The 21,571-nt window shown below is 72.5% G+C and carries 16 protein-coding genes, 1 other RNA gene and 5 pseudogenes; 11 read left to right on the forward strand and 11 right to left on the reverse strand.

Annotated features, from left to right (window positions below):
* Positions 1–50: 50 nt before the first annotated feature.
* Positions 51–1,403 (reverse strand): SGNH/GDSL hydrolase family protein, encoded by a 1,353-nt coding sequence (locus IE278_RS34440; protein WP_246571086.1) that lies wholly within the window; start codon positions 1,401–1,403, stop codon positions 51–53.
* Positions 1,400–2,734, reverse strand: coding sequence for an extracellular catalytic domain type 1 short-chain-length polyhydroxyalkanoate depolymerase (locus IE278_RS34445; RefSeq protein WP_246571089.1), 1,335 nt, complete (start codon positions 2,732–2,734; stop codon positions 1,400–1,402). Before IE278_RS34445 ends, IE278_RS34440 begins: the two co-directional genes overlap by 4 nt.
* Before the next feature lie 453 nt (positions 2,735–3,187).
* On the opposite strand from IE278_RS34445, the gene IE278_RS34450 reads away from it, so the two are divergent.
* Positions 3,188–3,859: an enoyl-CoA hydratase-related protein gene (locus IE278_RS34450; protein ID WP_189778281.1), complete on the forward strand. Its 672-nt coding sequence runs from the start codon at positions 3,188–3,190 to the stop codon at positions 3,857–3,859.
* Positions 3,860–3,982: 123 nt separating this feature from the next.
* Here the strand turns inward: IE278_RS34450 and IE278_RS34455 are convergent, their stop codons facing one another.
* Positions 3,983–4,750: an SDR family NAD(P)-dependent oxidoreductase gene (locus IE278_RS34455; RefSeq protein ID WP_189778283.1), complete on the reverse strand. Its 768-nt coding sequence runs from the start codon at positions 4,748–4,750 to the stop codon at positions 3,983–3,985.
* A 151-nt stretch (positions 4,751–4,901) separates the two neighbouring features.
* Here IE278_RS34455 and IE278_RS42560 point away from each other — a divergent pair, with 151 nt between their 5' ends.
* The 3 genes from IE278_RS42560 (at position 4,902) to IE278_RS34470 (ending at position 7,352) form a co-directional block, all read left to right on the forward strand.
* Entirely contained in the window at positions 4,902–5,699 is a 798-nt protein-coding gene (locus tag IE278_RS42560; protein WP_189778285.1) for a TetR/AcrR family transcriptional regulator, read from the forward strand.
* Between the two features lie 268 nt (positions 5,700–5,967).
* Positions 5,968–6,639 (forward strand): endo-1,4-beta-xylanase XynA, encoded by a 672-nt coding sequence (gene xynA / locus IE278_RS34465; RefSeq protein ID WP_189778287.1) that lies wholly within the window; start codon positions 5,968–5,970, stop codon positions 6,637–6,639.
* Complete coding sequence (locus IE278_RS34470) at positions 6,636–7,352, forward strand: polysaccharide deacetylase family protein (protein WP_189778289.1); 717 nt, start codon at positions 6,636–6,638, stop codon at positions 7,350–7,352. The genes xynA and IE278_RS34470 overlap by 4 nt, the downstream gene beginning before the upstream one ends.
* An 80-nt stretch (positions 7,353–7,432) precedes the next feature.
* Here IE278_RS34470 and IE278_RS34475 read toward each other — a convergent pair.
* Positions 7,433–7,600, reverse strand: a pseudogene (locus IE278_RS34475) (dihydrofolate reductase family protein); the annotation flags it as partial.
* 138 nt (positions 7,601–7,738) lie between these two features.
* Between IE278_RS34475 and IE278_RS34480 the strand changes: the two are divergent.
* Positions 7,739–8,188: a spore-associated protein gene (locus IE278_RS34480; protein ID WP_189778291.1), complete on the forward strand. Its 450-nt coding sequence runs from the start codon at positions 7,739–7,741 to the stop codon at positions 8,186–8,188.
* Positions 8,189–8,252: 64 nt separating this feature from the next.
* On the opposite strand, the gene rnpB is transcribed toward IE278_RS34480, so the two are convergent.
* From rnpB to IE278_RS34495, 3 genes and pseudogenes are all read right to left on the reverse strand, one after another.
* Positions 8,253–8,659: RNase P RNA component class A (rnpB, locus tag IE278_RS34485), an RNA gene on the reverse strand.
* Between the two features lie 67 nt (positions 8,660–8,726).
* Positions 8,727–9,557 (reverse strand): annotated as a pseudogene (locus tag IE278_RS43300) (DMT family transporter); the annotation flags it as partial.
* A 19-nt stretch (positions 9,558–9,576) separates the two neighbouring features.
* A complete protein-coding gene (locus tag IE278_RS34495) occupies positions 9,577–10,545 on the reverse strand; it encodes an AraC family transcriptional regulator (protein WP_189778293.1) in 969 nt (322 codons plus the stop codon).
* Between the two features lie 146 nt (positions 10,546–10,691).
* Between IE278_RS34495 and IE278_RS34500 the strand changes: the two are divergent.
* Positions 10,692–11,477, forward strand: a pseudogene (locus tag IE278_RS34500) (MerR family transcriptional regulator); the annotation flags it as partial.
* Between the two features lie 125 nt (positions 11,478–11,602).
* The gene (locus tag IE278_RS34505) at positions 11,603–12,268 is read left to right on the forward strand and encodes a hypothetical protein (RefSeq protein WP_189778296.1); all 666 of its coding nucleotides are present in this window, start codon (positions 11,603–11,605) and stop codon (positions 12,266–12,268) included.
* On the opposite strand, the gene IE278_RS34510 is transcribed toward IE278_RS34505, so the two are convergent.
* Positions 12,219–13,802 carry an RNB domain-containing ribonuclease gene (locus tag IE278_RS34510; protein WP_189778299.1) on the reverse strand — a complete coding sequence of 528 codons (1,584 nt, stop codon included), beginning with the start codon at positions 13,800–13,802 and terminating at the stop codon, positions 12,219–12,221. The two genes, IE278_RS34505 and IE278_RS34510, sit on opposite strands and share 50 nt — an antisense overlap.
* Before the next feature lie 90 nt (positions 13,803–13,892).
* Between IE278_RS34510 and yaaA the strand changes: the two genes are divergently transcribed.
* Positions 13,893–14,711: a peroxide stress protein YaaA gene (gene yaaA / locus IE278_RS34515; protein WP_189778301.1), complete on the forward strand. Its 819-nt coding sequence runs from the start codon at positions 13,893–13,895 to the stop codon at positions 14,709–14,711.
* An 80-nt stretch (positions 14,712–14,791) separates the two neighbouring features.
* Entirely contained in the window at positions 14,792–15,472 is a 681-nt protein-coding gene (gene eda, locus IE278_RS34520) for a bifunctional 4-hydroxy-2-oxoglutarate aldolase/2-dehydro-3-deoxy-phosphogluconate aldolase (protein ID WP_373312168.1), read from the forward strand.
* A 172-nt stretch (positions 15,473–15,644) separates the two neighbouring features.
* Here eda and IE278_RS34525 read toward each other — a convergent pair.
* The 3 genes and pseudogenes from IE278_RS34525 to IE278_RS34535 all read right to left on the reverse strand — a co-directional run.
* A pseudogene (locus IE278_RS34525) lies at positions 15,645–16,316 on the reverse strand (histidine phosphatase family protein); the annotation flags it as partial.
* Positions 16,317–16,628: 312 nt separating this feature from the next.
* A complete protein-coding gene (locus tag IE278_RS34530; RefSeq protein ID WP_189778397.1) occupies positions 16,629–17,372 on the reverse strand; it encodes a zinc ribbon domain-containing protein in 744 nt (247 codons plus the stop codon).
* Complete coding sequence (locus IE278_RS34535; RefSeq protein WP_189778310.1) at positions 17,369–18,208, reverse strand: Nif3-like dinuclear metal center hexameric protein; 840 nt, start codon at positions 18,206–18,208, stop codon at positions 17,369–17,371. The genes IE278_RS34530 and IE278_RS34535 overlap by 4 nt, the downstream gene beginning before the upstream one ends.
* A 429-nt stretch (positions 18,209–18,637) precedes the next feature.
* Between IE278_RS34535 and IE278_RS42565 the strand changes: the two are divergent.
* A pseudogene (locus IE278_RS42565) lies at positions 18,638–19,816 on the forward strand (hypothetical protein); the annotation flags it as partial.
* Between the two features lie 1,569 nt (positions 19,817–21,385).
* A complete protein-coding gene (locus IE278_RS34540; RefSeq protein WP_189778419.1) occupies positions 21,386–21,562 on the forward strand; it encodes a hypothetical protein in 177 nt (58 codons plus the stop codon).
* Positions 21,563–21,571: the final 9 nt, after the last annotated feature.

Consider the following 21,571-nt stretch of genomic DNA (forward strand, 5'->3'; position numbering starts at 1 on the left):
AGTCAGCCGGTCATCAGTCGGGTCGGCGGGCAGGTCGGTCAGCGGGCAGCTCAGCCGACCCGGACCCGGAACAGCCGCAGAGGCACCGCGGCGGCCAGCGTCCGGTACCCCTCCGGGTTGAGGTGCAGCCAGTCCCCGTCGTGCAGCGCGGACCGCAGCCGCCGCGGGTCCTCCGGGTCACGGACTGCCCGGTCGAAATCGACGACCGCGTCGAACCGTCCACTCGTACGGATCCAGGAGTTGACCTCCTGCCTGGCCGCCTCCCGGTGCCCGCCGGGGTCGTCGTACAGCGCGTTGCCGCCGAACGGCGTCAGCGTGGCCCCGTACACGCGGATGCCCTGCGCGTGCGCCCGGACGACGATCTGCTCGTACGCGGCGAGCAGTTCGGTCGTGACGCCTCGCTGGGCGGCGGGTGTGGCGGCGGCGGTTCCGAGGTCGTTGACCCCCTCGAAGACGACCAGCCAGGAGACTCCGCTGCGGGACAGGACGTCCCGGTCCAGGCGGGCGAGGACGTTGGGGCCCAGCCCGTCGTTGAGGACGCGGTTGCCGCCGGCGGCCTGGTTGAGCACCGCGACCCCGCCGGTCGCGGGGTGCGCGCGGAGCCGCTCCAGCAGGCGGTCGGTCCAGCGGTCGTTGCCGTTGGTGGTGGAGCCGCGCCCGTCGGTCAGCGAGTCACCGACGACGGCGACCGCCGCCGCGCCGGGACCGGAGAGCACCTCGACGTCACTGAGCAGATACCAGTGGTTGACGGCGGTCGCCTCCGATAGATCCTCGTCCAGGGTGTGATCGGCCTTCTGGAGGTACGAGGTGGTGCGCGACCCGGGGTGCGAGGTGAGCGCGGTGGACGGCTGGCCCTCGGCGAGGTAGGCGGTCACGGACAGGTTGGAGCCGGGTGTCAGCCGGAAGTCGAGTGGGTCGGAGACCAGTTGGGCCCCGACGGGCACGGTCGCCGAGGCGCGTCCGGCGAAGGTCACCCGCCGCTGCGAGCCCGGTTGGACGGCACTGACCCCGGCCCGTCCACCGAGCGGAAGCGCCACGCTCACGGCGGTGAGAGGCAACGCCGTGTCGCCGAACGCGTTGGAGAACCGCAGCCGGACGCGCTCGCCGCCGGTCGAGACCCGTACGGTCTGCCGCAGGGTGGTGTCGACCAGGACGGCACGCTCCTCGGTGAACGGCGGGGGCGGCATGTTGCCCGGCTCGGTGAGCTGCGGCATCGCGGTCCAGGTGTTGACCCACTGCCGGGCGGAGGACCCGGCGGGTGCGGCGGCGGCCTCTCTGCCGTCGGCGTCCCGGGGCCCCTCGGCCAGGGCCACCACGGCGGACGCGGTCACGGCGAGGCCCAGCAGGAGGGCCCGTACGACCTTCAAGGCCCCGACGACGTCGACCGTCCTGACGGCTTTCACGAGCCGCACGCCGTCCCGTTGAGCGTGAAGGCGGCCGGCGCCGAACTGTTCCCCGTATGACTCGCCTGATAGCCGATGCTGACGCTCGCGTTCGGCGCGAGCGTGCCGTTGTACGTGGCGTTCGTGGCCGTCACCGCGCCGCTCGCCGGGGCGTACGCGGCACCCCAGCCGTTGGTGATGCTCTGCCCGGACGGCAGGGTGAAGCCCAGCCGCCAGCCCTCGATACGGGAGGTGCCGGTGTTGGTGATCGTCACGGAGCCGGTCAGCCCCGTACTCCAGGCGCTGGTCGTGGCGGTCACCTCGCAGGCGCCCGGCTGGGGCTGGGGGCCGGGTCCCGAGCTGTCCAGGCCGAAGAACGTGAGGACGCGGGCCGCCATGCCCCAGGCGTACAGGTTGTGGCCCACTCCCTGGAGGCTGATGGCCTCGACGGGGGCCTGGTCACCGGTGGCGCCGTAGCGGGTACGGGTCCAGCCGGACTGCGGCGAGTCGGTGGCGGCCGGGGTCTGGCTGACGCCCAGGACGTTCGTCCACTGCTTGATCTCCTCCCCGAAGTTGGGGTAGCGCAGCACGTCGTCCTCGGTGCCGTGCCACACCTGCATACGCGGCCGCGGGCCGGTGTAGCCGGGGTAGGCGTTGCGGACCTGGTTGCCCCACTCCTGCGGAGTGCGGATCACGGTGCCGCCGGAGCAGGCGCTGTTCCACTCGGAGCCGTCGGTGGTGGCGAAGCAGCCGAACGGTACGCCCGCGAACGCGGCGCCCGCCGCGAACACGTCCGGGTAGTCGCCGAGCAGGACGTTCGTCATCATCGCGCCGGAGGAGATACCGGTGGCGAAGATGCGGTCGGTGTCGGCGGAGTAGGTGCGCGTCACCCAGTCGACCATCGACTTGATGCCGACCGGGTCACTGCCCCCGCCGCGCGTCAGCGCCTGCGGCGAGGAGACGTCGAAGCACTTGCTGGCGCGGGTGACCGACGGGTACACGACGATGAACCCGTACTGGTCGGCGAGGGAGGCGTATTCGGTGCCGGAGTACATCGCCGGGCCTGAACCCGTGCAGTAGTGGACGGCCACCACCACGGCGGGGTTCGCGGTGACGCTGTCCGGCACGTAGAGGTACATCTGGAGGTTGCTGGGGTTGCTGCCGAAGCCGGTGACCTCGGTGAGGGCCGCGGTGGGCGCGGCGGCGCCCTTCGCGACGGTCCCCTGCTCGACCGGCTCGCGGGCGACGGCCCCGGGTGCGCTCAGAAGCGTCGTCGCGAGCAGGGAGACCAGCGCGGCGAGGAGCAGCGCGAGCCGTGAACGCGGGCGTCTGCGCGCGGTGTTGCCGGGCACGGCGTGATGGCCGGCAGTACACCTGTGAGTGCGTACGGTGCGGCTGCGCGCGGTGCGACTGTGTGCGGGACGGCTGCGCGTGGTGCGGCTGTGTGCGGTGTTGCGTCCAGTGGCGGACATGTCCGTCCCTTCCGGAGCACGACTGTGAGGATTGCGGGGCATGCGGGCATGGGGGCATGCAGGGATGGCGCGACGGAGCGATGAAGCGGTGGCGCGATGGAGCAATGGAGCGACACCAGGAGACGGGGCCAGCCGCATGGCATGCGCATGACTGCGCTGTCGTCGCCCTGCCATGGAAGCGCTCCCACAGGGGCGGGGTGGAGACCGAAACCGGCCACTGGGGACGAATGATTTCGACGGGACGATCGGCGATGGACGATCGGCCGTATCCATTGCACGACCCACACGTCACGGATTAAGTTACTCGCAAGTAGCTACCGGTGAGGAGTCACCATGCCGACGCTCGACCGCCAGGACGACGTTTTCGTTCTCGACCTCGGAGACGGCGAGAACCGTTTCCATCCCGACTGGCTCGCCTCCGTCAACGCCGCGCTGGACGAGGTCGAGAAGGCGGAGGGGCCGCGCGCCCTGGTGACCGCCGCCACCGGCAAGTTCTACTCCAACGGCCTCGACCTGGACTGGCTGTTCGCCCACGCCGACCAGCAGGAGGACTACGTCTCCGGTGTCCAGGAACTGCTCGCGCGGACGCTGTCCCTGCCCGTGATCACCGTGGCCGCACTGCAGGGGCACACCTTCGCGGCCGGCGCGATGCTCTCCCTGGCCCACGACTTCCGCGTGATGCGGGCCGACCGTGGTTACTGGTGTCTGCCCGAGGCCGAGATCAACATCCCCTTCACCCCGGGCATGTCCGCGCTGATCCAGGCCCGGCTGCACCCGCGTACCGCCCACGAGGCCATGCTCACCGCCCGCCGCTACGGAGGCGGCGACGCCCTCGACGCCGGGCTCGTCGACCACGCGGTGGCCGAGGACTCCGTACGCGCGAAGGCCGTGGAACTCGCCGGGGCGCAGACGGGCAAGGCCGGACCGACCCTCGGCACGATCAAGTCCCGTATGTACGCGCCCGTCCTGGACACCCTGCGCACCAAGGGCAACCCCCTCGGCTGACCCGGCACGGCGGCTCGCGGGGCCCGAGGGTTCGCGGTCCCGGGGCCCGCAGGTCCCGGGGCTCGCAGTCCCAGGGCTCGCAGTCCCGGGGCTCTCGGTCCCGGGGCTCTCGGTCCCGGCGTCTCAGACGGCGGACCAGCCGTTGTCCACCGGGAGGAGGACCCCGTTGATGTTGCTCGCGGCGTCGGAGGCCAGGAAGACGATGGCGGCGGCCTGTTCGTCCGCGGTCGCCGTACGGCCGATGTTGCCCATGTAGCCCATCAGCACGGACGGCCCGTGCGCGTCCGCGTCCACGTCGACCCGGATGCCCGTCACCGTGCCGCCGGGGGCGATCGCGTTCGTACGCACCCCCTTGTCGCGGTACATGACGGCGAGGGACTTGGCGAGGCCGGCCACGCCGTGCTTGGAGACCGTGTACGCGGTACCGGCGGCGCTCCCCCGCAGGGACGCCTCGGAGGCGGTGAACACGATCGCCGCGTTGCCGCTCGCGAGGAGGTGGGGCAGCGCGGCCCGGCTGAGCAGGAACGGCGCGGTCAGGTTGATCCGCAGGACGCGTTCCCACTCCTCGTCGGCGGTGTCGGCCGCGGCCGACATCCTGTCCATGACGCCCGCGTTATTGACCAGTACATCGATGCCTCCGAAGGCGTCCACGGCGGTGGCGACGACCCGGTCGACGACCTGCTGGTCGCCGAGATCCCCGGTCACGGCGACGGCGGCGCCCCCGGCCTCGGAGATCTTCTCGGCGACCGCCTTCGTGGCGTCGGCGTCGATGTCGGCGAGGACGACGCGGGCGCCCTCCGCCGCGAAACGCAGAGCGGCGGCGCGGCCGATCCCGGAGCCGGCCCCGGTGACGACGACCGACCTGCCGGACAGTCCTGTGGTGGAGCTCATCGCTGGTCCTCCCTGGAGGTCCGCACGGGCGCGGCGTCGGCCCGTGCTCGGCTGATCCTGCTGTCCTCGGTGCGGTCCGGAGACGAGGCCACGCCCACTATCCAGCACATGTCGGTTATCCGACAAGTGCTGGAAAGGATAGGCTCGGACCATGCCCGCGCGCTCCATGGACCCCCGCACCCGCCGCTCCCGCTCCGCCCTGGAGACGGCTCTGCGGGAGCTCATCGCCGAGCGCGACCTCAGCCAGATCTCGGTCTCCGACATCACCAAGCGCGCGGGCGTCAACCGGTCGACGTTCTACGAGCACTACGCCGACGTGCACGATCTGGCCGCCGCCGCGTGCACGACGGTCTTCGACGAGCTGGTGGCGGCCAGCCCGACGGCGGTTCCGCCGCTCAACGCCGAGGGCAGTCCCACGGTCGACCTGCTGCCGGAACTGTTCGCGCACGTCGCCGAACACGCCCCGCTCTACCGGGCCCTGCTCGGCGACGACGGCAGCGCCCGCGTCATCAACCACTTGCTGCACCGCATGGCGATCGCGGCACACGTGCGCCGCGTCCCGGCCGAGACGGCTGAGGCGACCGAGGCGACCGAGCCGACCGAGGCGACCGAGACCGCTGGGGCGACTGGCGCGACCGAGGTGGCCGAGACCCTCGTACGGCCCGCCGCCGGGTCTTCACCCGTCCCCGCCGGCGGGGACCCGGCGGACATCCCGCACGACCCGGCTGCCACGTTCGTGGCGGGCGCGGTGCTCGGCACGGTCATCGACTGGCTCCGCCGCGGGTGCCCCGGTACACCCGAGACGATGGCCGCAGCGCTCTGGCCACTGCTCACGGGCACGGCGAGGGCGGCGGGGTGGGGAACGGAAGGGCCAGAGACCCCGACCCCAACCCCGACTCCGGCCGCAACCTCGACCTCGACCTCGACGCCGCCTCCGTCCGCCGGATAAAGCCAAGGGCTCCATTCCGTTCATTCCGTAAGTGCTTCGAAACATTCGAAGGTCCGACCTCTCTCATCTGATCTCCTCCGGACGCACATCACGCAAGCGAGGCCGCAAGGCCGCTCCATGGCACTCTCCACCAGGCAATAAGTCGCCCCACCACACCCCACGTCACGCGAATGTTTCGTAATCATGGGCGAAACTGTTGACGCTTGACGGGTCCAGGTCAACACTGTTCGACCAAACCCGCCCCGTGGAAGACGGAGGGAACCCGCACATGAACCTCACACCCGCACAGCCGAGCCGCAGGCAGGCCTGCGCCCTGCTGCTGGGCGCCGCGACCGCGCTCACGCTCCCCGGCACGGCCCACGCCGACACGGTCGTGACCACGAACCAGACCGGCACCAACAACGGCTACTACTACTCGTTCTGGACCGATGCGCAGGGCACGGTCTCCATGAACCTGGGCTCCGGCGGCAGTTACGGCACCACCTGGAGGAACACCGGCAACTTCGTCGCGGGCAAGGGCTGGAGCAACGGCAGCCGCAGGACCGTGACCTACTCCGGCGCCTTCAACCCGTCCGGCAACGCCTACCTGTGCCTCTACGGGTGGACGGCCAACCCGCTCGTCGAGTACTACATCGTCGACAACTGGGGCACGTACCGGCCCACGGGCACGTACAAGGGCACGGTCACCAGCGACGGCGGCACGTACGACATCTACCAGACGACGCGGTACAACGCCCCGTCCGTCGAAGGCACGAAGACCTTCAACCAGTACTGGAGCGTCCGGCAGTCGAAGAGGACCGGCGGCAGCATCACCACCGGCAACCACTTCGACGCCTGGGCGCGAGCCGGGATGCCCCTCGGCAGCTTCAGGTACTACATGATCCTGGCGACCGAGGGCTACCAGAGCAGCGGCAGCTCAAGCATCACGGTGGCGCCGTGAGCACCGGCGTCCGGACGCGTCCCCTGACGACAGCGCTGACCACGCTGACGGCGGTCGCGCTGACGGCCGCGGGCACTCTGACCGTCAACGCGGCCCCGGCGCAGGCCGACGCCGGTGCTGCCGACGCCGGTGCCGCCGCCTGCAACGGCTACGTCGGGCTGACCTTCGACGACGGCCCGTCCAACAGCACTCCGGCCCTGCTCAACGCGCTCACGCAGAACGGGCTGCGGGCCACGATGTTCAACCAGGGCCAGTACGCCGCCGCCAACCCGTCCCGCGTACAGGCCCAGGTCAACGCCGGTATGTGGGTCGGCAACCACAGCTACACCCACCCGCATCTGACCCAGCTCGGCCAGTCGCAGATCGACTCGGAGATCTCGCGGACCCAGCAGGCGATCGCGGCGGCGGGCGGTGGTACGCCGAAACTGTTCCGGCCGCCGTACGGCGAGACCAACTCGACGGTCCGGGCGGTCGAGGCCAAGTACGGGCTGACCGAGATCCTCTGGAACGTGGACTCGCAGGACTGGAACGGGGCGAGTACGGACGCCATCGTGCAGGCCGCTGCCCGGCTCGGCAACGGGCAGGTCATCCTCATGCACGACTGGTCCGCCAACTCGCTCGCCGCGATCCCGCGTATCGCACAGGGCCTGACGGCACGCGGCCTGTGCGCGGGCCGGATCTCCCCGCAGACCGGCCAGGCGGTGGCTCCCTGACACACCGCCAGACGCGGTGCACCACCTGTAGGACCTGCTCACGGCGACGGCCGACCAAGCGTCGGCCGTCGCCTGTGCTGCATCGTCTCGTACAGCCGTCGCCCCAGCAGATGGACGTCGACCTCTCGGATCTCATCGATCCAGGAGCGAAAGACCTCCTCGTCGGGCCCCGGCCAGTCGAGACCGCCGTCCGGCCCGACGATGCAACCGTCGAGCGAGACGTTCATCGAACAGGTCACGCTGCGCATCAGGACTTCTCCTCGGCAACAGGCAACTATTCGCCCCTCGTTGAAAGCTTTGCAGCACATCTCTCCGGAGACAGAAACTGTTCTCAGCTCGCAGAGCACAGATCTCGGACCAGAGATCTCAGACCACACGGGGGAAACATGAGATTCAACCGTTCCGTCCTGACCGCTGCCGCGTTCGCCGCCCTGGCGGTGGGGACCACGACCGCGCTGGCGGCGCCCGCCTCGGCCGCGCCCAACACCACACCGCAGAAGGTCTGCGGAAGCGCCTACAAGACCGTGAACTCGGCGGCCGTCGGCACCCTTGGCACCGTCTACCTGACGTACAACGCCTCGAACGGCCAGAACTGCGTGGCGACCATCCGCACCAACCCGGGCACCGCGGTGAACATGTCCGCGTACGTCTACGTCCCGGAAACCCAGGAAGGCGCCGGCGACGACGGCGCGTACACGTCGTACGCGGGCCCGGCATACGTGTACGGCAAGGGCCACTGCATCGACTGGGGCGGCAGCATCAACAACGTCTACGTACAGATCACGGGCTCGAACTGCGCGGCCTTGAAGGAACACAGGGCCACTTCCACCCGCTGACCGACCGCTCCTGTCCGCTCCTGTCCGCAGAGCCGTCCAGCTGACCTGCGGACACTTGGAGCGGCAGACGAGTCGGGCTGTACGCCGGGTTCTGTCGCCCGGCTGCCTCGCGGCGGCCGGGGAGACGGCCATCCATCTAGGGCCGGCGTTGCCGCCGGCCTCGTGCGGTCTACCCGCGGACTCGGGCGGGCAGCCCTCGGACGTCCGCGCAGAGCGCCTTTTACAGCGCTCCTTTTGACCTTGCTCCGGGTGGGGTTTACCTAGCCGCCTGAGTCACCTCAGGCGCTGGTGGTCTCTTACACCACCGTTTCACCCTTACCCGGGACCGAGGTCCCGGGCGGTTTGTTTTCTGTGGCACTGTCCCGCGGGTCACCCCGGGTGGCCGTTAGCCACCACCCTGCCCTGTGGAGCCCGGACGTTCCTCGGGAAGCGCCCCCGAAGGGGACTCCACGCGGCCGTCCGCCCGGCTCGTCTGCCGTGTCGACCATGCTACCGGGCGTTCGCCCCGCCGCCGTCCCGAGGCCGTCGCCAGGAACGAACCCAGCAGGATCAGGGTGAAGGCCGCCACCACGCCCGCCGTCAGTTTCTCGTCCAGGAACAGGACGCCCGCCGTCACCGCCACCGCCGGGTTGACGTAGGTGAAGACCAGCGCCCGGGTGGGGCCCGCCTCTCTGATCAGTTCCAGGAAGGCTACGAAGGCGAGCGCCGTGCAGATCACGCCCAGGCCCGCGAGGGAGGCCAGGACCGGGAGGGAGGGCGGGGTGGAGGGCCATTGCAGGGCCGCCGCCGGGGCGTACACCAGGGCTGACAGGAGCAGGCAGGGGGCTATCAGTTGCAGGGTCGGGACCTGGCGGAGGTAGCGGGCCATGATCAAGGGGGCCGTCGCATAGCCCACCACCGTGATCAGCATCTCCGTGAGTGAGCGGGCGTCGCCGCCCGTCAGGTGCGGGATCGTGAGGGTCGCGACGCCCGCCAGGCCCAGTCCCAGGCCTGCCGTGCGGCGGGCGCCGAGGCGTTCCGTGTCGCCGAAGAACCGGGCCAGGAGGACGCCGACTATCGGTACGCCCGCGATCAGCAGGCCCGCCGTCGAGCTGGAGAGGTGGCGTTCCGCGTCGGTCAGGGTCCACCAGGGGCCGATGATCTCTATGCACGCGAAGGCCAGCATGGGGCGCCAGTGTGCTCGTACGACGTGGGTCAGGTTTCCCTGGCGGACGGCGAACGGGAGGAGCAGCGCCGCGCCCAGCGCACAGCGCGCGAACACCACCATGGACGCGGACAACCCGCCGTCCACCGCCACTTTGATCATCAGATAGGGGATGCCCCAGAGCACTCCCATGAGGGAGAAGAGAAACCAGCCGCGTGCAGTCATGCGCGCAGTCTCGGCCGGGTCAGCGGCGGGCGTCTTGAACGCTGTTGCGGTACGCGGACGACGCGACGCTGTTGCGGTACGCCGCCGGCGTCACCCCCAGCACCCGTCTGAACCAGCGCGTCAGGTGCGCCTGGTCCGCGAAGCCCACCAGCGCGGCCGTCTCTGCGGGGCGGTGGCCCGACTCCAGCAGGCACCGGGCGCGGTTCACCCGGTACTGCGCCAGCCACGCGTACGGCGGCATCCCCATGCTCGTACGGAAGGCTCGCAGGAGTTGGTAGCGGGAGAGGCCCAGGTCCGCGGCGAGGGCCGCGAGGGAGGGTGGGGACAGGAGTTCGTCGGCCAGGCGGTCGCGTACCGCCTCGGCGATGTGGCCCGCGCCGGGGATCGTGTCGCACACGTGGCGGGCCGTGGAATGGCGGCGGGCCAGGGCCGTGAGCAGCCACGGTATGCGGGACTCCGTCTCCAGGGCGTCCGGGCACGCGCTGAGTTCGGCGTGCGTACGGCGCAGGGCCGCGGCCAGTTCGGGGTCGTCGAGGAGCGGTTCGCGGAAGTCGGGGATGCCCAGGGTGCCCTCGGTGAGGAGGGGGACCTCCGCGTACAGGGCGCGGTAGGCGTAGCCGTCGTCGGTCGCGGCCGGGCCGCCCGTGTGCGCCTCGCCGGGGCCCAGCACCACGATCGAGCCGGGGCCCGGCCGGATCCGGCCGCCGCGGTAGTCGATGACCTCCGCGCCGGCGACGCAGACGCCGATGGTGAACTCGTCGTGCGCGTGAGGCGCGTACCGGTGGCGGTCGAACCTGGCCGTCAGCAGGTCGAGCGGCCTGTCGGTGCCGCCGAGGGTCGCCCTCGTCCAGACGGCCTGCTCACGCCCGCCCGCGCGTCCCGGGCCGCCACCCCCGACCCCCTGGTCCCACGTGTCCGCGCCGGCCCACTTGTCCGCCCCGTCCCACGCGTCGCCCGTGCCCGCACGTCGTCCGTCCGGCTCCCTCATGGGCCCACCCCCTCGGACCTGCAACATCCGCGGGCTCCGTTTCCATGCCCGGATTCGTGCCCCCGCGCCGTCGCTCGGTCTCCCGGCGGCGCGTCGCGGTGCGGCTCGCTTGACCTTGCCGCAACGTCAACGTTTCTACTGAGGGCATGCGGATCGGAGAACTCGCCGCGGCCGTCGGCGTCACGACGCGGACCGTGCGGCACTACCACCAGCTCGGGCTGCTGCCCGAGCCCGAGCGGCGGCCCAACGGCTACCGCGACTACGGACTGCGGCACGCCGTCGCCCTCGCCCGGATCAGGCGGCTGACCGAGCTGGGGCTCGGTCTCCCCGAGGTACGGGACGTCCTCGCGGACGACGCCGGCCGCGACCTCGCCGAGGTGCTCGCCGAACTCGACGACGACCTGGCGCGCCAGGAGGCGGCGATCCGGGCCAGGCGGCTGCGGCTGCGCGCCCTGCTCGACGGGGGCCGGATGCCCGTCGAAGGTCCTGTGTCCCCCGAACTCGCCGCCATCTTCGGCGAGTTGACCCGGCACCCGGAACCGGCCATCGCCGCCAAGGACCGCGAGATGATCGCCCTCCTCGAAACGGTCGCGGCCCCGAAGGACCGGGAGCGTCTGCTGTCCGCGCTGCGCGCCACCGCCGATGTGCCGGGCGCCGCGGAACGGACGCACGCGGCGTACGCGCTGCTCGACGCGCTCGCGGACGCCGACCCGGCCGACCCGCGCGTCGAGGAGGCCGCCCACGCCCTCGCCGAGTGCCTCCCGGACGAGGCGCTGGCCGACATGGGCCTGGCCGACCTCGACCCGGCCGACTTCGGCCCGGACGGGCCCGAGGCGAACGGCGGCGGCGGCTTCCTGAGTGCCTTCCTCGACGACTTCCCGCCCGCGCAGTCCGCCGCGGTCCTGCACACGATCCGGCTGCTGGTGCGGCGGGCGCGGCGAGCGCCCGGACACGTAGGGCCGGGACACGTAGACCCCGGACACGTAGGGCCGGGACACGTAGGGCCGGGACACGTAGAGCCCGCACATGGGGAGTCCGCACATGGGGAGCGTGGGCTATGAGGGTCGTACGGCGGCTCGTCGTGCACGAGGTGCGGCTGCTGACGAGCATCGTCCGGTGGGTGGCCCGGCGCCCGCACGGCCTCGGGCCGGGGCCGGGGGCGGGATCTGCGCGGGGGCGGGCCTTCGGGTACGCCCGGGGGCAGGGCGCGATGATGTTCGGGTTCGGGTTCGTGTGCGTCCTGGAGAGCGCCTGTATGGCGGTGCTGCTGCGCAACCATCCCGCCGTGCACCGCGTCGTGTTCGCCCTAGACATCTACACGCTGCTGCTCGTCGTCGGTATGTACGCGGCGTCCGTGACCCGTCCGCACGTCCTCGGAGACACGGTCCTGCGGGTGCGCCGCGCCGCCCATGTCGATCTGCGCGTCCCGCTCTCCGCGATCGCCTCCGTACGGCGGGAGTTGGTCACCACGCACGAGCGGACCGAGGGCCGGCTGGATCTGGCGGTGGCCGCGCAGACCACGATCACCCTCGAACTGGCCACCCCGGTACGGCACTTCACCTTCCTTGGCCGCCCCCGGGACGTACGGCTGATCCGTTTCCACGCCGACGAGTCCGACGTGCTGGTCCGCGCGATACGCGACCTCACGCCCACGCCCACGCCCACGCCCACGCTCACGCGGGAGCGAACAGCACCTTCGCCGTCCCCGGGTCGGCCCGGGTGAGCCGCACCCGCAGCCGCTCCCCCAGCGGCAGCGGCGTCCCGTTGCCGTCCCCGTCCCGGCTCTCGATGCGGGCGACGACCGCGGGGTTCTCCAACTGGACCGTTCCGACGCCGGGTTCGCGTTCCTGTACGTCCACAACGGTGCCGTCGAAGAGTTCGCCGACGCGGTCCCTGAGCAGGGCCGCCTCCACGATGTCCACGCAGCCGCGCTCGGCCTGGCCCGCCCTGCGGGTGCCCTCGGCCATCCGCGCGGGCAGTTCGTCGAGAGCGGCGAGCACCCACTCGGGCGGGGCGGCGCCCGCGTCGGCGGCCAGGGCCAGTTCGCAGGCGTACCGGTCGACGAGGCGGCGCAGCGGGGCCGTGCAGTGGGTGTAGGGCGCGGCGACGGCGGCGTGCGTGGTGAGGGCGGGGACGGCTCCGTCCCGGAAGACCGTGTAGCCGGCGCCCCGCAGCAACGTCGTGCACTCCTGGAGGAAGGCCGCGTGGTGCGGGCGGTGCGGGTCGAGGGAGCGGATGAGGCTCGCGTACGAGACGTGGTGCGGCCAGTCGATGCGCAGCGCGTACGCGGTACGCCGCAGTCGGCCGACCGCGCCGTCGGGGGCGGCGGGGAGGGTCCGGAGGATGCCGGCGCCCACTCCGGTTCCGGTGCCCGTGCCCGTGCCGGTGCCGGTGCCGACTCCGGTCCCGGATCCCGTTCCGGTGGCGTGCGCGAGCATCAGCTCGGCGGCGGCCATGCCCGTGAGGAGGGAGATCTGCGCGTTCCAGCCTTCGGCGGGGAGGGGAGCGCGGTAGACGAGTTCGTACGTGCCGTCGCGTTCGACGATCTCCTGTTCGGGGACGTTGAGGGAGATGCCGCCGCGGTCCACCTCCCGCTGCTCGCGCAGCAGCCCGATCTCCTTGAGGAGGGCGAGGGGTTCCTCGGCCGTACCCGCGTCGATCTGCCTCTGTACGCCCTCGTAGTCGAGCTTGGCCCGGCTGCGGACCAGGGCACGGCGTACGTCGGTCGCGGTGGGATTGCCGTCCGCGTCCAGGTCGATCGTCCACAGGACGGCCGGGCGGGTCCCGTCCGGGAGCAGGCTCGCGGCGCCCTCGCTCAGCACCGGCGGGTGCAGCGGGATCTTCTCGTCGGGGAAGTAGAGCGTGGTGACCCGCCGGTGGGCCTCGGCGTCCAGGGCGGAGCCGGGTACGACGAACGCGGCGACGTCGGCGATCGCGTACCGCACCCGGTAGCCGTGCGGGCGGCGCGAGAGGTGCATCGCCTGGTCGAGGTCGGTGGATGTGGGCGGGTCGACCGTGAAGAAGGGGATGTCCGTGGCGTCGTGGGGCGGGCCGCCCGCACGCCTCGGTTCGCGGGCGGCGCGCTCCGCCTCGGCGAGCACCTCCGGCGGGAACTCCTCGGGTACGCCGAGCTCGTTGCGCAATGTGCGCAGCGCGGCCCGCAGCAGGGCCGGGGTCGGGGTCCGCGGCGCGGTCAGGGGTGGGGTCCGCAGCGGGGGCTCGGCTGCGCCGGTCACGCGTATCTGGCGGCGGGGCACACGACGAGCGTAGGACGGGGTGGGGCGGGCGGCACCCCGTAGGCTGGCGGATGCTCTACGTACGTACCGAAAGCCCCAGGGAGATCCGCCGTGCTCGTGTTGTTGCCGCCGTCCGAAGGAAAGGCTCCCTCCGGGCGGGGCGCGCCGTTGAAGCCGGAGTCGCTGTCGCTGCCGGGGCTCGCCGAGGCGCGGCAGGCGGTACTCGACGAACTGGTCGAGCTGTGCGCGGCCGACGAGGAGAAGGCGCGCGAGGTGCTCGGGCTGAGCGAGGGTCTGCGCGGTGAGGTCGCCAAGAACACGGAGCTGCCGACCTCGGGCGCCCGGCCGGCCGGGGAGATCTACACGGGTGTGCTGTACGACGCCCTGGACCTGGCGTCGCTCGACACGGCGGGCAAGCGGCGGGCGGCGCGTTCGCTGCTCGTCTTCTCGGGGCTGTGGGGTGCGGTCCGGGTGACGGACAGGATTCCCTCGTACCGCTGCTCGATGGGGGTCAAGCTGCCCGGCCTCGGGGCGCTGGGCGCGCACTGGCGTGCGCCGATGGCCGCCGTGCTGCCCGAGGCCGCCGGGAGTGGACTGGTACTGGACCTGCGGTCGGCGGCGTACGCGGCGGCGTGGAAGCCGAAGGGGGAGGTCGCGGCGCGTACGGCGAGCGTACGGGTGCTGCACGCGCCGACCCGGAAGGTGGTCAGCCACTTCAACAAGGCGACCAAGGGGCGGATCGTGCGGAGCCTCATGGAGACGGGGGCCGTGCCGTCGGGTCCGGCGGAGCTGGTGGAGGCGTTGCGGGACCTCGGGTACGTGGTGGAGGTGGCGGGGGCGAGCGGTACGGCCGGGGCAAGCGGTACGGCGGGGGCGGTCGGCGCGGGCAAGCCGTGGATGCTGGATGTGTTGGTGGACGAGGTCCACTGAGCACTGAAGGGACGGCTCCGGCAGCCCGGCACGTGCTGCCGGAGTGAGTGGCATTGCAGCATGTGCAATGACCTTTGCGCATGCTGCGTACTGAGGGCAGGATGACGGGCATGTCGCCCTCGTCGCTGCCCTCCTCTCCGTCGCCCTCTTCCGTGCTCGAACTCGCGCCCGTCGTGCCCGTGGTCGTCGTCGAGGACGTCTCGGACGCCGTTCCGCTGGCGCGGGCGCTCGTCGCGGGCGGGCTGCCCGCGATCGAGGTGACCCTGCGGACGCCCGTCGCGCTCGACGCGATACGGGCGATCGCGGACGGGGTACCGGGCGCGGTGGTCGGTGCGGGAACGGTCATCTCCCCCGCCCAGGTGACGGACTCCGTGGCCGCCGGGGCGCGCTTCCTCGTCAGCCCCGGCTGGACGGACGCGCTGCTCGACGCGATGAAGGCGTCCGGGGTGCCGTTCCTGCCGGGGGTGTCGACGACGTCGGAGGTCGTGGCGCTGCTGGAGCGCGGGGTGCGCGAGATGAAGTTCTTCCCGGCTCAGGCGGCCGGCGGCACGGCGTACCTCAAGTCGCTGGCCGGGCCGCTTCCGCAGGCCCGCTTCTGCCCGACGGGCGGCATCGGCCCGGCCGTCGCACCGGAGTACCTGGCGCTACCGAACGTCCTCTGCGTGGGCGGAAGCTGGATGCTTCCTCCTGACGCGATCGCCGCCGGCGACTGGGCCCGGGTGGAAGGTCTGGCGCGGGAGGCGGCGGGGTTGCGGGGGTAGGGGGCGCGGCGAGGGAGGGGGTGGGGGGTGCGGGGACCGCGCGCCCGGCCCCCACAGGCCCCGTAAGGGGCGCGGGGAACTGCGCGGCCAGCCCCCACCGGCCCGCAGCTGACAAACGCCGGTCCCCATTAAGGGGCGCGGGGAACTGCGCGAACGGCCCGCGGACGACCGCTCAGCGCGACGCGGACCCGTTCAGCAACCGCACACTCGCGTTCCCGTCCGCGTAGTACGCCACCTCCGACAACGACGCCGCCGCCAGTTCCATCCGGAACAGCGACTCCGGCGGGGCGCCCAGCGCCAGCCGGACCAGCGTCTTGATGGGCGTCACGTGCGAGACGACCAGCACGGTGCGCCCCGCGTACGCCGCGAGCAGTCTGTCGCGCGCAGCCGTCACCCGCCGGGCGACCGCCTCGAAACTCTCGCCGCCGCCGGTCGGTGCGGCGTCCGGTGACGCCAGCCAGGCGTTCATGTCGGCCGGGTGACGCTCCCGTACCTCCGCGAAGGTCAGGCCTTCCCAGGCGCCGAAGTCCGTCTCGCGAAGGCCGTCCTCGATCCGCACGTCCAGGTCCAGCCGGGTGGCTGCGAACTCTGCGGTCTCGCGGCAGCGGGTCAGAGGGGAGGACACGATGGCCTCGACGGCCTGGATGGCCTGTACGGTGCCGCGCGCGGCGAGGGCGGTGGCGACGCGCTCCGCCTGGTGCCGGCCGGTGTCCGACAGGGGCGGGTCGCTCGCGGCGGCGCCGCCGCTTCCGCTGCCGCTTCCGGAGAAGCGCTTCTGCGGGGTGAGGGGGGTTTCGCCGTGGCGGAGGAGTACGAAGGTGGTGGGGGTGCCTAGGTCTGGGGGGCGGGTCATGGGGCCTTCGCTTCGGCGGCGGGGTCGGTGCGGGGGGTGTCGTTCGGCTGACGGCCCGTTGTGGCTGGGTGCGCCGTTCCCCGCGCCCCTTACGGGGCCCTGCCTGGGCCGCGATCGTCTGCGGCCCGAGACGCTGGGCCGACCCCAGCGCCGCGGAAGCGCGGGGTGTCGATCAGCTGACCGCCCGCCGTGGCTGGGCGCGCCGTTCCCCGCGCCCCTCACGGGGCCGGGGTGCGGTCGGCGGTCCTTGCGCGGACGGGGTGCGTCGGACTTCGGGGGCGGCCTATGTCGGCGTCCAGGTACCTACAGGCCCGACTCCGACGTGCGGATCAGGATGCGGCGGCAGTTCTCGCAGCGGAGGACCGTGTCCGGGGCCGCCGCCTTCACCTCGTTGACCTCGGTGATGTTGAGCTCCAGGCGGCAGCCCTCGCAGCGGCGCTGGTAGAGGCGGGCCGCGCCGACGCCGCCCTGCTGCTCGCGGAGCTTCTCGTAGAGCTTGAGGAGGTCGGCCGGGACGGAGCCCGCGACGACCTCGCGCTCCTTCGTCAGCGTCGCGCTCTCGGCGTCGAAGGACTCGTAGGACGCGTCCCGGCGGCTCGTCGCGTCGTCGATCTTCGACTGGACGGACGAGACCCGCCCGGTCAGCTCGGCGACCCGCTCCTGCGCGGACTCGCGGCGTTCCATGATCTCCAGGACGACGTCCTCGAGATCACCCTGCCGCTTGGCCAGCGAGGTGATCTCGCGCTGGAGGTTCTCCAGGTCCTTCGGGGACGTGACGGCACCGGAGTCCAGCCGCTGCTGGTCGCGCGAGGCACGCTGGCGCACCTGGTCGACGTCCTGCTCCGCCTTGGTCTGCTCGCGCGAGCAGTCGCTCTCCTCGGTCTGGGCGGCGACGAGCAGGTCGCGCAGCTGCGTGAGGTCCTTGGTCAGCGACTCGATCTCGTCGTGCTCCGGCAGCGAACGCCGCTTGTGGGCGAGCTGCTGGAGGCGGGCGTCGAGGGACTGGACGTCGAGAAGTCGGATCTGGTCGGCGGGCGCGGCGTTCAGTTGGGGGCTCCAGGTGAAGGGGAGTGGGAGTTCCACGGGTCGGTGACCGTCTTCGAGACATGGACCCGCAGGTCCCAGCCGTGACGGTCGGAAATCTCGTCGAGCTGGGCTGCGGCCAGCTCGCACCAGGGCCACTCGGTGGCCCAGTGCGCCGCGTCGAGCAGCGCGAGAGGACTGTGGGCGCGGGCCTCCGACGCCGGGTGGTGGCGCAGGTCCGCGGTGAGGAAGGCGTCCACGCCGGCGGCGCGTACGTCCTCGAAGAGGCTGTCGCCGGAGCCGCCGCTGACCGCGACGGTCCGCACGAGCGCGTCCGGGTCGCCCGCCACCCGGATGCCCTGCGCGGTGGCGGGCAGCCGCTCCGCCGCACGCGCGGCGAACTCGCGGACGGTGACGGGGTGGTCCAGCTCGCAGACGCGCCCGAGGCCGCGGCGGCCCTCCGGGTCGGCGGGGTCCGGCACCAGGGGACGTACGACCCGCAGGTCCAGCGCGCCCGCGAGGGCGTCGCTCACCCCCGGGTCGGCGCGGTCGGCGTTCGTGTGGGCGACGTGCAGCGCGATGTCGTTCTTGATGAGCGTGTGCACGACCCGGCCCTTGAAGGTCGAGGCCGCGACCGTCGTCGTACCGCGCAGATAGAGCGGGTGGTGGGTGACCAGCAGGTCCGCGCCCAGCTTCACCGCCTCGTCCACGATCTCCTGGACCGGGTCGACGGCGAACAGGACACGGGAGACCTCCTGGTCGGGGTCTCCGCAGACCGTCCCGACGGCGTCCCATGCCTCCGCGCTCCCGGGGGGCCAGAGGGCGTCGAGCGCGGCGATTGCTTCAGACAGACGGGGCACGAACAAAAGGCTACCTGCCTTGTGTCCGTGCCCTACCGGTCGCGGGTTACTTGACCAGCCGCGACCGCGGGACACCGTGCCGCCCGCCGGTACCACGGCCTGCTCGGCGAGTGGTCCCGGACTACTCGCCGAGCAGGCCGTGGTACCAGGTCTCGTCCGGTACGTCCTCGGCCCGTCCCCTCCCGACCGCGCCGAGCTTCTTGCGGAGCGGGTTGTCCTCATCAGCCACACTCCGGTGATCACTCAGTGGGGGCGCAGGCCGTACTCAGGCGGCCCTCACCACAAGCACCTCTCCTCCCGTCGAGCACACCCGCCCTCGTTCCCTCAGGTGAATCGGAAGGTGGCCACTCTTATGTGTGAAGGGGCTGCCCGCAGGTCCCACGTCTGTGCGTGCGAAAACTAAGTTTCGTGGCCGGAGGTGACCGAACGATGGCGGCCTGTGCGATCGAGTCCGCGGCGTCCGACAACGAAAGGGCCACGCGGGCGGGGTGCGTGATCACCGTCGACGGGGCGTACGCGGCCCGGCTGGCCCGCAGCGGCGAGTCCTGGTTCCCTGAGCGCTGGACGCTGGACGGCCCTGAGCCCTATGCCGTGCCACTGCCGGGCAACCAGCCGGAGGAGCCCGGTACGGAGGTGCTGCCGATGGCGGACGGGCGGGTGCTCATCCATCGGTTCACCGACGGGCGGCACGCGTTCTCCCTGCTGTACCCGACGGGCCCCGGGACGGGCGAGGTGCCCCTCGGCGCGGTGGAGTGCCCCGAACCGGGCACGCGGCTACGGCTGCTGCCACCCGCTCCGGGCGGCACACGGGCGTACGCCCTTGCCGTGGGCCCGGGTTCGACCGCCGTGTGGCTGGTGGCGGGCGGCGCCTTCGGGCCCGAGCATCTCGCGGAGGTGCCGGGCCGCTGCTCGGGCGGGGTGTGGCTGGGCGGCGGGGACCGGCTGCTCGCGCTGGACCGGGAGTCGCAGGGCAGGACCAAGACGGTGGTGGTCGATCTGGAGCGCGGGGGTGAGGTGTCGCCGCTGCTGCAGATCTCCGAGGAGAGCAATGACCGGCTGCTGCTCGCGGACGCGGACAGCGGGCTGCTCCTGATCCGCTCGGACGCGCCCTCTCCCGGGCAGGAGCGGCTCGGCTGGGGTGTGCTGGGGAGCACGCTGCCGGTCCGCTTCCCGGAGTGCCTCCAGCCGGCCGGCTGCACGGTCACGCCGTTCGCGATCCAGCCGGGTCTGGTGCTGACGCCGGAGAGCTGCGGGGTCGCGCTGCGGATCGACGGCGATGGCAACAGGGGTGGCGGTAGTGGTGGCGACGGTTCCGGCAGCTGGCTCGGAGTGTGGCGCCCGACGGAACGCCACCTCCACCAGCTCCCGCCCCCGGAGGGGTGGCTGACCGGCGCCGGCCGGTGGACCAGGGACGGGGTGCTGCAACTGCCGTACGCGACGGGGTCGGTGCCGTGCGGGGTGGCACGGGTCGTGCCTCCCCCGTGCGGGACGGAGGACCCGTCCCGCACGGGGGAGGCACCGCAGGGACTGTCGACTCCACAGCCTCAGCCGGAATCAGAGCCGGAGCCGGGGGTGGCCCGCCCGGTCCCCCTCCAACAGGCACCCCTGACAGCCCGAATGGTCGCCAACGCCTTCGCAGGCCGCCGAGCGGCGCAGGCGGCGGGGAGGGGGCGGGAGCCGGACGGGGGGCCACACCGGGCGCCGGACCCGGTTCCGGACCGGCCGTTGCACGGGGCGCCGAGTGGGTCTCCGGTCCGGACGCCGGATCGGCCGTTGGACCGGCCAGTTGACGGAGCACCGGATCGGGCTCCGGACCAGACGTCCGACCGGGGCCCGTCGAGCACTCGGGGCAGGGCTCCGGATGCGGTCCCGGGGGGAGGTCGGGGCGCGGCTGCGGGCGTCGCTCCCGGCTGGACGCCGGACGAAGCTGCGGGCAGGGCTCCCGACTGGGAGCCACAGGAAAGCCGGGGTGGGCCGCCGCACGCAGCTCGCGGTGCGGCGTCAGGCGTAGCTCGCAGCGCGGCTCCGGAGGGTAATGCGGGCGGCGCGGCGCGCTCGGCCCGCGGCAGGACACCGTACGAGACCTTGAGCGGGATTCCGAGCGGGACGCCCGAAGGGAGTCTGGGCGGGGCGACGGGCCGAGTCCCTGCCAGGACTCCCCACTGGGCGCCTGACGGAGGCCGAGGCGCGGCTCCGGGGCCCGCCCGCGGCGAGGCAGCTGATGCCGTCCCGAGCAGAACTCCCAGCGGGACGCCGGAGGGAAGTCGGGGCGGCTGGACGCTCGACGGGGCCCAGGGCGGAGCTCTCGATTGGGCATCGGCGGGAGCGAGCGTGACTCCCGACGGAACTCTCGGTGCGACTCCGGGCCCAGCCCGCGGCGAGACGCCGGACGAGGCTCCGGACGGAACCTACGGCAGGGCTCCCGAGGGAGGCCGGGGCGTGACTCCTGACATGGCTCGCGGCCCGGCTCCGGGCCTGGCCACCGACAGGACACCGGACGAGCCCCCAGGCGGAACCCCTGGCGGGACGCCGGAGGGAAGTCGGGGTGGGGCGTCGGGCGAGGCCCAGGGCGGGACGCCCGGAGGGAATCCGGGCAGGATGGCGGGCGTAGCCCACGGCAGGACGCCGGGCGAGCCCCCAGGCGGAACTCCGGACTGGACGCCAGACGGAGCCCCCGGCGGGACTCCCGACTGGACGCCGGAGGGTGGACGGTCCGTGGTGACGGGCGTCGCCCGCAGCGGGGTAGCGGACGAGGCCCCGGGCAGGGGCGCCGGTTCCGGCTTTGCGTCCGGCTCCGGGGCCGGGCCAGGCCCCGCGCCCAGCTTCGGGCCTCACCCCTCCCCCTCCCCCAGCCCGGGCCCCGGCCCCGCAGGCACACCCCGTGCACCCAGCGCGCCCAGCGCACCCCGTACGCAACCCAGCCCCCCTCCCCCCTTCTCCGAACGCGTCCGGCAGCACGCCGCCCCCGGGGCCGTGCAGCCGTTGTGTGTGGAGCGGGTCAGTTGTGAGGCGCCGGCGGACTTGCGTGCGCTTCGGGTGGGTGCCGGGGGTGCCCCGTCTCTCGGGCCCCGCGAAGTGACCAGCGAGTAGGCCCGACCACCCCTCGGGTCGGTCACAAGCGACCGTTAGAATCTCCGGCGCTGTACCGAAGGATCTTGCTGACGGGGTGAATTCCAGATGAGCGAAACGAACACCATGGAGACGGCGGCCGCCGACCTGCGGGGGACGTCGGCGCAGGCCGGCGACGACGGTGGCCAGGGCCGGCACCGGGGGCCCGTCTCCGCGCAGGAGGACGGGGCGATCCCCCGTGGCCGGCATCGCAGGCCGGCCGAGCAGCACGACACAGGGGCCTGACCACACCAC

Origin of the sequence: Streptomyces tauricus (assembly GCF_014650955.1) — a bacterium.
GTDB classification, from domain to species: domain Bacteria; phylum Actinomycetota; class Actinomycetes; order Streptomycetales; family Streptomycetaceae; genus Streptomyces; species Streptomyces tauricus.